Source organism: Devosia marina (assembly GCF_009758415.1).
GTDB classification, from domain to species: Bacteria; Pseudomonadota; Alphaproteobacteria; order Rhizobiales; family Devosiaceae; genus Devosia; species Devosia marina.
On sequence record NZ_WQRF01000002.1, the window covers coordinates 176,556 to 188,187 of the forward strand.

Here is an 11,632-nt window from a genome sequence, read left to right on the forward strand (position 1 = left end):
CAAAAAGATGAAATTCACCCTCGATTGGCTCAAGGAACATCTCGACACCAGCGCGTCAGCCGATGAGATCGGCAAGGCGCTGACCATGATTGGCCTCGAGGTGGAAGGGATTGAAAGCCAGGGCAAGGCGCTGGAAGCCTTTGTGACCGCTCATGTGGTCTCCGCCGAGCAGCATCCTAACGCAGACAAGCTGCGTGTATGTAAAGTCGATGCGGGCACGGGTGAGCTGATTGACGTGGTCTGCGGGGCGCCGAATGCCCGCACGGGTCTCAAATCCGTGTTCGCTTTCCCCGGCACCTATATTCCGGGCAAGGACATGACCATCGGCAAGGGAAATATTCGCGGCCAGGTCAGCAATGGCATGCTGTGCTCCAATGCCGAACTGGAGCTGAGCGAGGACCATGACGGCATTATCGAATTGCCCGAAGATGCGCCGGTGGGCGTCAAATATGTCGATTATGTCGGCATGGATGGCGTGGTGTTCGATATTTCCATAACCCCCAATCGGGGCGATGCGACGGGCGTATATGGCATAGCGCGCGACCTGGCGGCCTTTGGCCTGGGGACATTGAAGAGCACAGATTTCTCGCCGATCCCGTCCAAGGGACCGAGCCCGATTGCGCCCTTGCCGCATCAGTTCGACGCGGATGAGCCCAAGGCGATCCGAAAGTTTGCCGGAAGGTATCTCAAGAACATCAAGAACGGTCCTTCGCCTGACTGGCTGCAGCAGCGCCTTCGAGCCGTGGGGCTGCGGCCCATCAACACCGTGGTCGACATAACCAACCTGGTCTCGCTCGGCTGGGGCCGACCGCTGCACGCCTATGACGCCGACAAGGTCGAGGGCCAGATGGTGCTGCGCAATGCGCGCGGCGAAGCGTTCGACGCCCTCGACAACAAGGTCTATACGCTCGACGACACCATGACGGTCATTGCCGACGACAAGGGCCCGCTCTGCCTGGGCGGCATTATGGGTGGGATCCGTTCGGGGGTGACCGAGGAGACCACCAATGTGTTCATGGAATGCGCCAGCTGGGACCCCGATCTGATCGCCCAGTCCGGCCGCAAGACCGGCATCGTATCGGACGCCCGCTATCGCCTGGAGCGCAGTGTCGATCCGGCGCTGACCGAGCCCGGCATGGAACTGGCAACCCGACTGGTGCTGGAGCTGTGCGGCGGCGAGCCGATGGAGCCGGCCATTTCAGGTGAGGATGTCTTCCCGGACACCGTGGTTGAATTCCCACTGGCCGAGGTCAATCGCCTGACCGGCCTGACCGTGGCTGGCGATGAGATCGAGGCGATCCTGGACCGACTCGGCTTTGCCATGGAGGGAACCGGCCCGGTTCGTTCGGTCAAAGTGCCGAGCTGGCGGCCAGATGTGACGCAGAAGGCAGACCTCGTTGAAGAGGTGATGCGCATGGTGGGCGTGGACAATGTGCCGGTGGAGCCGCTGCCACGGTTGACCCATGTCGCTCCGCGCATGCTGACCACCATCCAGAACCGCCGCCGCATTGCCCGCCGGGCGCTGGCGGCGCGCGGGCTCGATGAGGCAGTGACCTGGAGCTTCATCAGCCATGACGAGGCCACCCGGTTTGGCGGGGGCACCGAAGACCGGCAATTGGCCAATGCCATTGCCTCGGACATGACCGATATGCGGCCCTCGCTGTTGCCGGGGCTCATCGCCGGGGCCCGCCGAAACGCCAATCGTGGCTTTGCTGACGTGGCGCTGTTCGAGGTGGGACAGATTTTCCTGTCGGACCAGCCCGAAGGCCAGCACACCTATGCATCCGGTATTCGCACCGGCACGGCAACGCTGGACGGCGCCGGCCGCCACTGGTCGGGCAAAGCCGAAGCGGTTGGCGTGTGGGATGCCAAGGCGGATCTGGCCGCGGTGCTTGATGCGCTGGGGGTTGATATTGAGAAGGTGCAGGTACTGCCCGAAGCGGCGGAGTGGAGCCATCCGGGGCGCGGCGGGCGCATTGCCCTTGGGCCCAAGGTGACCTTGGGATGGTTCGGTGAACTGCATCCGGCACTCAGCGCCGAACTCGATATCGAGGGCCCTGTTGCGGCGTTCGAGATCGATCTCGATGCCATCCCCGAGCCGCGCAAAAAGGCCACCAGGACCAAGCCGGCACTCGCGCTCAGCCCATTTCAGCCGGTCTCCAGGGACTTTGCATTCGTGATGGATCGTGGGGTGACTGCTGCGGCCATCCTCAAAGCCGCCCGAGGTGCCGACAAGGCGCTGATCAAGGACGTGGGCATTTTCGACGTGTTCGAGGGCAGCCATGTGGGCGAGGGCAAGAAATCGGTGGCCATCGAGGTGACATTGCAGCCGCGCGAGCGGACGCTGACCGACGAGGAAATCGACAAGGTCTCCTCGGCTGTCGTGGCGGCAGTGACCAAGACCACCGGCGGCGAATTGAGGAAGTAGATCTTCTCGCCTCTCCCCCTTGCGGGGCAGGACGCGGCGCTAGGCCGAAGGCTAAAGCAACGCTGGAGAGGGGAGACCCAATGTCGACGCGTGTCCATCACCCCACCCTCAATCCCTCCCCCTCAAGGGGAGGGAGGCGCAGGAACCGCTCTATCGAGGTCCATTTCCATGTCCCGCACCGACGCCATTCTCGCCCGCTTGAGCAAATTGCACCCCAGGCTGATCGATCTCAGCCTGGATCGCATGATCCCGCTATTGGAAAAGCTGGGTAATCCGCAGGACCACCTGCCTCCCACGATCCATGTTGCGGGCACCAATGCCAAGGGGTCGACCATTGCCTATCTGCGCGCCTTTCTCGAGGCGGCCGGCAAGACGGTGCATGTCTATAATTCCCCGCATCTGGTGCGGTTCAACGAACGTATCCGCCTTGCTGGCACGCTGGTGGGCACGCGCAAACTCAATGCCGCACTCGAAGAGGTCGAGCAGGTCAATAATGGCGATCCGATCACCTTTTTCGAGGTGACGACCGTGACCGCGTTCAAGCTGTTTGCTGACACGCCGGCCGATTTCCTGCTGCTCGAAACAGGGATGGGCGGAACCTACGACACGACCAATGTGGTGCGCCATCCGCTGGGCACTATCATCACGCCGATCGACTACGACCATCAGGGGTTTCTGGGCAATTCGCTGGCCGAAATCGCGCTCAACAAGGCCGGCATTCTCAAGCGCGGCTCAAAGGCGGTGATGGGTATCCAGCATGAGGAGGCCCGTGCGGTACTCGAGCGGGCCGCGCGGCGGTTGGGCATCAGCCCCGTCTGGCAGAATGAGGATTTCCACGGATCCGAACAGGACGGGCGACTGGTCTATTCCGACGAGGACGGGTTGATCGACCTGCCCCCTCCGGCACTGCCCGGTCCGCACCAGTTCGACAATGCCGGGCTGGCGATTGCCGCGGCCCGTCAGTTTGGCCTGCCGATTGACGCGGCCGGATTTGCCGAGGGGCTGCGGCAGGTTTCCTGGCCGGCGCGCATGCAGCCGATCCGCGCGGGCAAGCTGCGCGAACTGCTGCCGGAAGGCCATGAATTGTGGCTCGATGGCGGACACAATCCGCATGGCGCAGCGGCCCTGGCCCGCACCATTGCCGCAATGCCGGAAAGGCCGCTGGTGCTGATCATGGGGATGATGAACAATCGTGCACCGGAAGACTTTCTCGAAGTGTTCCGCGACCTGCATCCCGCCCAGGTGCTGACCCTGACCATTCCGGGCGAGGAGAACGCCCATAAGTCCGAAGAGATCGCAGCCCGCGCCCGGGCGCAGCGCTTCCCCGCCAAGGCCATGCGCTCGATCACCAGTGCGCTCAGAGCCGCCGCAGATATCGAAGGCGCAAGAGTGCTGATTTGCGGCTCGCTTTATCTGGCGGGCGATGTGCTGGCCAAGAACGGCACGATCCCTGACTGAGCGGACATCCTGGCGTTATTGCATCAGTTGGAAGCGCTCAAAACGGCCCAGCTCTGTGTCGATGGCGGCCTTGACCTCGGCACTCACATCCTCCAGCCAGGTCCATTGCTGCACCAAGAGGGACTGGTTCGCACGGTCGGTCTTGAGGTCGATGGCGGCCACCACACGATCATCGACCAGTACCGGCAAGGCGAAATAGCCATATAGCCGCTTGGCCGCCGGCACGTAGGCCTCAAAAATGTGGTCGTAGCCGAACATCAGCTTGAGCCGCTTGCGCTGGATGATCAGCGGATCGAACGGTGAGAGAATATGCACCCGATTGGCCGGTGGCGGGGCCACCTGTTCCAGCGCCTGGCCGGTTGTCCAGTGCGGGATCTTTTCGGCGCCCTCGATGGTGACCGGCAGAAGCAGGCGGCGGCGTACGCGGTTCTCGATCAGCTCGCGCACCGCCTTTTTGGCCGGCGCGTTGAGGTGGCAGATCGAATCGAGACTGACAATGCCCTGGCTGCGCAGGGCCCGGTCGAGCAGATAGGCGGTAACCTGGCGCTCGGTGGCGGGCCGCGGGGCCTTTTCCCAGCCGAAGTGGCGCCCGATCAGATCATAGGTCTTGAGCATACCCTGGCGTTCGGCAATGGCGACAAGGCCCTGGTAGAACATCAGTTGCAGCACACGCTTGGATGGCTTGCGGCTGGCCCAGGGATGGGTCTTGTCGACCAGTTCATCATCATCGATGTCGCGGATCGACAACGGCCCCTCTTTCTTGAGGCGCCTTGTCATGGCATTGACTTCGGCCCTGGTTACCGAGCCGAACCAGGCGCTGGGGTTTTCGCGATATGCCTTCATGGCGGGCAGGAAGAACGGCAGATCGGCAGTAGGGACGTAGCTCAGGGCGTGCGTCCAATATTCAAAGACCGACTTTTGTGCCGATTGCTGGCTGGCCAGGTCGCTGCGCCGATAGGCCGGGATACGCGCGTAAAGAATGTGATGATGGCAGCGCTCGATGACATTGATGGTGTCGATCTGCACATAGCCCAGATGTTCGATCGCCGCACGCGTCGCCGCCGGCCCGGCGCCGAAGGGTTCGGTTTCATCAAGCTTTTGCGCCTTCATCCAGACGGCGCGAGCCTGGGCGGCGGTGAGGGAGACGGGCTTTTTCGGCACGGTTGATTCCTGAGGTCTGACAGAACGATGTCAGATCAGGAGGGCGTGTCAAATGCGGTCAGGAGGCCGCGTGTCGAGGGGGAAATTCAATAGGCGCCAAAAGCCGCTAGCCGGGGAACGGCGATGCTTAAAGAGAATTTGGTGGAGCCTAGCGGGATCGAACCGCTGACCTCTTGCATGCCATGCAAGCGCTCTCCCAGCTGAGCTAAGGCCCCATCCGAACAAGCGGCGCGTGGCGCGCCCCTGCGGTAGATTTGGGTTCGTCGGGGCGTTGCCCGTCCGAAGCGAGGCGGAACCTATTGGAACAATCCGCCACTTGCAAGTGCCTAAATGACACTTTTTTATCCCGCCGGGGAAAACCCGGCCCCGGCGAGAAAAGGTAAATTAAATCAACGGTCTTCGTCGTCGCCGACGTCGAAACCGAGGCTGTCGTCTTCGTCCTCGTCTTCTTCGAGGAAGGTGTCTTCATCGTCGTCGCCCAGGTCTTCGTCGACCTCGACATCTTCGACATCAGGGATATCGTCGCCGCTTTCCTCGGCGTCCGCCTCTTCAAGGCTGACGATCTCTGGCGCTGCGGTATCCTCGACTTCTTCTTCTTCGACCTGCTCTTCGTCATCCACCTTGCGGGCGGTGACCGGGCTGGGCTTGCCGGGCAGGGTTTCGAAGAATGACCGCGGATAGCTCTTGCCGGTATAGGGCGAGACGATCGGGTCCTGGTTCAGATCGTAGAACTTCTTGCCGGTATCGGGGTCGGTCCGCTTGGTACCGCGTTCACTGGCCATCTCTCATGCCTCGTCGAATAAGGAGAATTGGGGGCGCTTCAGTAGCCGCGAACGCCCATTTCGGTTCGTCCGGTTATGGGCAAAGCCCTGCCCTGTCAAACGCAAAATGCGCGATTGCCGGACTCCCACGCACTTCGAGCCGGCTCCGAACAGTGTCCGGACCGCCTCTTGCCCTTCGCCACCGTCACCGTTATCGGCTTGGGTCAGCCGATCACTTCTGGGGACAGGACATGATTATTGCCGTGGATGGACCCGCAGCCTCGGGCAAGGGGACGCTGGCCGCCGGCCTGGCACGCCATTATGGACTGCCCCATCTGGACACCGGCCTGCTCTATCGCGCCGTGGGCCTGGCGGTGGCCGACAAGGTGGACGGCCCGGCCTTTGAAAGCGCGGCCATTGCGGCGGCCCAGGCGCTCGATGCTGGACATCTCGATGATCTGGCGGCGCTGACGGCGGCCGAAACCGGGGTGCTGGCATCCAAGGTCGCGGTGATCGCTGAGGTGCGCGCGGCGCTGTTCGACTTCCAGCGTACTTTTGCCACCGGGCCCGATGGCGCCGTGCTGGACGGGCGCGATATCGGAACACGAATCTGCCCCGATGCCGATGTGAAGCTGTTTATCCAGGCCGACAGCAAGGCACGCATGGAGCGCCGCGCCCGGCAATTGGAAGCACGGGGCGTGGCGGTGGATCGCTATGCCCTGTTCCACCAGATCGAAGAGCGGGACGCGCGTGACATGCTGAATCCGCATGGTGGTTTTTACCAGGCAGACGACGCGCACTTGCTCGATACGACACAACTCGGTATAGAAGCGGCACTCCGCGCTGCCATCGCGATTGTCGAGAAGGCCATGGCGCTCAAGGCAGGGGGGCAAAAGCCCTCCTAATTTCCTCCTTGGGCCCGTTCCTTTCGAGCGATCACCCAGGCGCTGGCCCGGACCCATGAAATACCCAATCAACCTGTTTCTTGAAGCGGTGCTCCGTGCGCCGGCTTTGGCATTTGCCGAAGCGGACCCGTATTCGGGCTCAGGTTTGCAACCCTCAACGACCGGCGCACCGGAGAAAAGATTTGGCACAGCAGACTGTGACGAAAGAAGATTTTGAATCGATGCTGCTCGACTCCTTTGTCGACAACGATGCCGCTGAAGGCACCGTCGTCAAAGGTCGGGTCGTGGCGATCGAAAAGGACCTGGCCATTGTTGACGTCGGTCTGAAGACCGAAGGCCGCGTCCCGCTCAAGGAATTCGGCCAGGCCGGCCGTGACGGCACCATCACTGTGGGTTCGGAAGTCGAGGTCTATGTCGACCGCGTCGAGAACGCCGTCGGCGAAGCCGTCCTGAGCCGCGAAAAGGCCCGCCGCGAAGAGAGCTGGGTCAAGCTCGAAGAAAAGTACAACGCCAATGAGCGCGTTGAAGGTACCATCTTCAACCAGGTCAAGGGTGGCTTCACCGTTGATCTCGAAGGCGCCGTGGCCTTCCTGCCGCGTTCGCAGGTCGACATCCGTCCGATCCGCGATATCGCGCCGCTGATGAATGTGCCGCAGCCCTTCCAGATCCTCAAGATGGACAAGCGCCGCGGCAATATCGTGGTGTCGCGCCGCGCCATTCTCGAAGAATCGCGCGCTGAACAGCGTTCGGAAATCGTCCAGCAGCTCGAAGAGGGCCAGGTGGTCGATGGCGTGGTCAAGAACATCACCGATTACGGCGCGTTCGTTGACCTGGGCGGCATCGACGGCCTGCTCCATGTCACCGACATTGCATGGCGCCGCGTCAACCACCCGTCCGAAGTGCTCACCATCGGCGAGACCATCAAGGTCCAGATCGTGCGCATCAACCACGAGAGCCACCGCATCTCGCTGGGCATGAAGCAGCTTCAGGCCGATCCGTGGGAAGGCATCGAGGCCAAGTACCCGATGCAGGCCAAGTTCACTGGCCGCGTGACCAACATCACCGATTACGGTGCCTTTGTTGAGCTCGAGCCGGGCATTGAAGGCCTGATCCACGTCTCGGAAATGAGCTGGACCAAAAAGAACGTGCACCCCGGCAAGATCGTCTCGACCTCCCAGGAAGTCGAAGTGGTCGTGCTCGAGGTCGATCCGGACAAGCGCCGCATCTCGCTGGGCCTCAAGCAGACCCTGCAGAACCCGTGGGAAGCTTTCGCCGAAAAGAACCCGGTTGGTTCCACCATCGAAGGCGAAGTCAAGAACAAGACCGAATTCGGCCTGTTCATCGGCCTCGAAGGCGATGTGGACGGCATGGTTCACCTTTCGGACCTGGATTGGCAGAAGTCGGGCGAAATCGCGCTGGACGACTACAACCGTGGCGACATGGTGCAGGCCAAGGTGCTCGACGTGGATGTCGACAAGGAACGCATCTCGCTTGGCATCAAGCAGCTTGCTGCTGACGGCCTGGCCGATACCGGTGCTTCCGATGGCACCGGTCTGCGCAAGAATGCCGTGGTCACCACCGAGGTTATCGAAGTCAACGACGGGGGCATTGAAGTCCGTATCGCTGACAGCGAAGTGACGGCCTTCATCCGCCGCGCCGACCTCAGCCGTGACCGTAACGACCAGCGTCCGGAGCGTTTCTCCAAGGGCGAAAAGGTCGATGCGCGCATCACCCAGTACGACCGCAAGACCGGCCGCATCCAGCTCTCGATCAAGGCGCTGGAAATCGCCGAAGAACGTGAAGCCGTTGCGAACTTCGGCTCCTCGGATTCGGGCGCTTCGCTCGGCGACATCCTGGGCGCAGCCCTCAAGGGCCGCGACGACAAGTAAGCGTTCTCGCTTCGCCATTAAGCTTTCGACCCGCGCCATTGGTGCGGGTCGTTTCGTGCAGAGGGTTTGGACGATGATCCAGTTTCGTGACGTCGCCTGGCGGGCCCTGACGGGCTATGATTTCGGAGCGGTGTTCGAGATCGCCAACCGGGTGCATCCCGATTTTTTCGAGGCCGAAGCCGTGCTGGCGGAGAAGTTCGACCTTTATCGCAATGGCTGCTATCTGCTCGAAGTCTCGGAAAAGCCGGCCGGCTATGTCCTGAGCCACCCCTGGAAACGGGGGGACTTGCCAGCGCTGGACACCTTGCTGGGGGGGATTCCGGCCGATGCCGACAGCTATTACATTCACGACCTGGCGCTGTTGCCGCTGACGCGCGGGTTGGGCGCGGCCAGGCAGATCGTCAATGCACTGACCAAGCATGCCCGTGCCATGGGCTTTGAGACCATGAGCCTGGTCGCGGTCAATGGCTCAGTAGCATTCTGGGAAAAGCAGGGTTTCGGGGTCGAAGAGCGCCTGGACCTCAAAGAAAAACTCGCCGCCTATGAAGAGACGGCGCGCTATATGGTCAAGGTGCTGGACTAGGCGGTGGACGCTTGCCATCCAGGCGCTGTCCCGCTACCTGCTAGGCCAGATTGGAGAGCTGCCCGTGTCCGACCAGATGCATCACGATGTCCTTGCTGCCGATCGTTTTCGCCGCTCGCGCGGGCTCTGGCGCCTGCTGGCCCTTTTGGCCGCCGTCATCGCCGTGCTGGCCGTGGCCGGGCGCTTTGCCCTGCCGCAGTTCGCTGCGGGCGAGCGGATCGCGCGCATAGTCGTCAGCGGCACGATTGCCACCGATGCCTCCCGGTCCCGCGCCATTGAGGATCTGATCGAGGACGATGCGGTCAAGGCGGTTGTCGTGACGATCAATTCGCCTGGCGGCACCACGGCGGGTGGAGAAGAGCTCTATGAGGATTTACGGCGCCTGTCGGCCGCCAAGCCGGTGGTCTCGACCATAGACGAGCTGGGCGCCTCGGCGGCCTATATGACGGCCATCGGCACGGACCGGATTTTTGCCCGGCGGCTGTCCATCGTGGGATCGATCGGCGTGCTCTATCAGCATGTCAATGCCGGCAAACTGCTCGACACGATCGGGATCGATTTCGACAAGGTGGCCTCGGGTCCCTTGAAGGCCGAGCCGGACTTTGACGAACCGCTGAGCGGGGCGCCGCGTGCCTCGATTGCCGAGCTGGTCGAAGACAGCTTTGCCTGGTTCGTCGATATTGTTGCCGAGCGCCGGGGGCTGAGCCGCGCCGAAGCGCTGGCGCTGGCCGATGGACGCATCGTGACCGGGCGGGTCGGGGTCGAGGCCGGGCTGATCGATGCCATTGGGGCGCAGCACGAGGCGCTCGACTGGCTTGAGGCCGAGCACGGGATCGATCCGGAGACCCCGATCGTTACCGTCTGGCCGACAGAGCAGAACGAGCTGCATTGGATCGCGGACCTGTTGGGCAATTCGGCCCGGACGCTTCTGGGATTTTCGGGCGAAACTCCTGTGATGCTTGACGGTTTGGTCTCGCTTTGGCAGGTTGAATAGACCCCCAGCGAGGGGCAGGGGTGGACACCGGAGCCTTTGATGATCAAGTCTGAACTTGTCGAGAAGCTCGCCGCGGAGAACCCGCATCTGTTTCAGCGTGATATCGAGAACATCGTCAATGCGATCCTCGACGAGATCGGGGATGCGATGGCCCGGGGCGACCGGGTGGAGTTGCGCGGCTTCGGCGCCTTTTCGGTCAAGAACCGCCCGGCCCGTGTCGGACGCAATCCGCGCACTGGCGAACAGGTCGATGTGGGCGAAAAGTACGTGCCGCAGTTCAAGGCCGGCAAGGAAATCCGCGAGCGGCTGAACCGCTCCTGATTTTTCCGAAACGGCGCAAGAAAGGATCGGAGCCTGCTGGCTCCAGTGGAAGCCTATAATGGTCAACAAAATTGTCGGCTGGCTCGTCCTGGTCCCCCTGTGCGCGGTACTGATTGCCTTTGCGCTGGCCAATCGCCAGCTTGTGGCGGTCAATCTCAATCCCTTTGCCGCCCCCGCCGATGCGAGCGCGGCCGGCTACGGCATTCCGCTTTTCGTGGTTCTCTATGTCGTTCTGCTGATCGGCGTGCTGCTGGGCGGCACGGCGAGCTGGTTCGCGCAAGGGGCGCATCGCCGCCGCGAACGGCACTGGCGCCGCGAGGCCCAGCATCTGAGCGAAGAGCTTGATGCCATGCGCAAAGGCAGTGGCGAGACCCGCAAGGGCCCCATGGCCGAAGTCGATGACCTGCTGGAACTGCGATGAAGGACGGCGCAGTGCGGCTTGACCATTTAGTCCCGTCCCTTTGAGCCACCACCGACTATGGCCGATCCACTGATCGTCAAAATCTGCGGCATCAAGACCCATGACCTGCTCGACGCGACCATCGCGGCCGGCGCGGACATGGTGGGCTTCATGCATTTTCCACGTTCGCCGCGTCACGTGTCCATCGATGAGCTGGGCGGGCTGATCTCGGCCGCGCGCGGCCGTATCGAAAGCTGTGTTGTGCTGGTCAATCCGGATAATTCCAGCGTGGCCGAAGTGGCCGCATTGGGGCCGGACTGGATCCAGCTCCATGGCCCGGAAACACCGCATCGCGTCGAAGCCATCCGCGCCGAGGCCGGGGTGGAAATCATCAAGGCGCTGCCCATCGGGTCAGCGGAGGATATTGCTCAGGTGGCTGCCTTTGCCGAGGTTGCCGACCGCATCTTGCTCGACGCCAAGCCGCCCAAAGGCGCCGATCGGCCCGGTGGGCTGGGTGAAAGCTTTGACTGGCGCCTGCTCGAAGCGCTTGACCCGTCCATCCCCTTCATGCTTTCCGGGGGCCTGACGCCGGAAAATGTGGCTGAAGCAGTGCGCCAGGTCGGGCCGATGGGGATCGATGCCTCGTCTGGTCTGGAGACCGCACCGGGCGTCAAGAACACAAAGCTGATCGAAGCGTTCATCCGCAACGCAAGGGCAGCCGTATAGTACCAG

11 protein-coding genes and 1 tRNA gene are annotated in these 11,632 nt (G+C 62.3%); 9 read left to right on the plus strand and 3 right to left on the minus strand.

Going from position 1 to position 11,632, the window contains the following annotated elements; translation table 11 throughout:
• The first annotated feature begins 7 nt into the window (after positions 1 to 7).
• Together pheT and GO014_RS08590 are read left to right on the plus strand one after the other, a co-directional pair.
• Positions 8 to 2,428, plus strand: a complete 2,421-nt coding sequence (gene pheT / locus GO014_RS08585) for a phenylalanine--tRNA ligase subunit beta (protein WP_157289984.1) — start codon at positions 8 to 10, stop codon at positions 2,426 to 2,428.
• Positions 2,429 to 2,596: 168 nt separating this feature from the next.
• Positions 2,597 to 3,886: a bifunctional folylpolyglutamate synthase/dihydrofolate synthase gene (locus tag GO014_RS08590; RefSeq protein ID WP_157289985.1), complete on the plus strand. Its 1,290-nt coding sequence runs from the start codon at positions 2,597 to 2,599 to the stop codon at positions 3,884 to 3,886.
• 15 nt (positions 3,887 to 3,901) lie between these two features.
• Here GO014_RS08590 and GO014_RS08595 read toward each other — a convergent pair whose 3' ends face one another.
• The 3 genes from GO014_RS08595 to GO014_RS08605 all read right to left on the minus strand — a co-directional run bounded on the left by GO014_RS08595 (position 3,902) and on the right by GO014_RS08605 (position 5,829).
• The gene (locus tag GO014_RS08595) at positions 3,902 to 4,996 is read right to left on the minus strand and encodes a winged helix-turn-helix domain-containing protein (protein ID WP_157290353.1); all 1,095 of its coding nucleotides are present in this window, start codon (positions 4,994 to 4,996) and stop codon (positions 3,902 to 3,904) included.
• Between the two features lie 190 nt (positions 4,997 to 5,186).
• Positions 5,187 to 5,262 (minus strand) — tRNA-Ala (locus tag GO014_RS08600).
• A gap of 174 nt (positions 5,263 to 5,436) precedes the next feature.
• Positions 5,437 to 5,829: a TIGR02300 family protein gene (locus GO014_RS08605; RefSeq protein ID WP_157289986.1), complete on the minus strand. Its 393-nt coding sequence runs from the start codon at positions 5,827 to 5,829 to the stop codon at positions 5,437 to 5,439.
• Between the two features lie 230 nt (positions 5,830 to 6,059).
• Between GO014_RS08605 and GO014_RS08610 the strand changes: the two genes are divergently transcribed.
• From GO014_RS08610 to GO014_RS08640, 7 genes are all read left to right on the plus strand, one after another.
• Positions 6,060 to 6,713, plus strand: a complete 654-nt coding sequence (locus tag GO014_RS08610; protein WP_157289987.1) for a (d)CMP kinase — start codon at positions 6,060 to 6,062, stop codon at positions 6,711 to 6,713.
• Positions 6,714 to 6,895: 182 nt separating this feature from the next.
• On the plus strand, positions 6,896 to 8,602 hold the full coding sequence (gene rpsA / locus GO014_RS08615; RefSeq protein ID WP_116587680.1) for a 30S ribosomal protein S1: 1,707 nt from the start codon (positions 6,896 to 6,898) through the stop codon (positions 8,600 to 8,602).
• Positions 8,603 to 8,675: 73 nt separating this feature from the next.
• Positions 8,676 to 9,185 carry a GNAT family N-acetyltransferase gene (locus GO014_RS08620; RefSeq protein WP_157289988.1) on the plus strand — a complete coding sequence of 170 codons (510 nt, stop codon included), beginning with the start codon at positions 8,676 to 8,678 and terminating at the stop codon, positions 9,183 to 9,185.
• Positions 9,186 to 9,249: 64 nt separating this feature from the next.
• Entirely contained in the window at positions 9,250 to 10,179 is a 930-nt protein-coding gene (sppA, locus tag GO014_RS08625; RefSeq protein ID WP_157289989.1) for a signal peptide peptidase SppA, read from the plus strand.
• Positions 10,180 to 10,218: 39 nt separating this feature from the next.
• Entirely contained in the window at positions 10,219 to 10,500 is a 282-nt protein-coding gene (locus GO014_RS08630; RefSeq protein ID WP_035099264.1) for an integration host factor subunit beta, read from the plus strand.
• A gap of 58 nt (positions 10,501 to 10,558) precedes the next feature.
• The gene (locus tag GO014_RS08635; RefSeq protein ID WP_116587677.1) at positions 10,559 to 10,921 is read left to right on the plus strand and encodes a lipopolysaccharide assembly protein LapA domain-containing protein; all 363 of its coding nucleotides are present in this window, start codon (positions 10,559 to 10,561) and stop codon (positions 10,919 to 10,921) included.
• Positions 10,922 to 10,978: 57 nt separating this feature from the next.
• Positions 10,979 to 11,626: a phosphoribosylanthranilate isomerase gene (locus GO014_RS08640; protein WP_104892587.1), complete on the plus strand. Its 648-nt coding sequence runs from the start codon at positions 10,979 to 10,981 to the stop codon at positions 11,624 to 11,626.
• Positions 11,627 to 11,632: the final 6 nt, after the last annotated feature.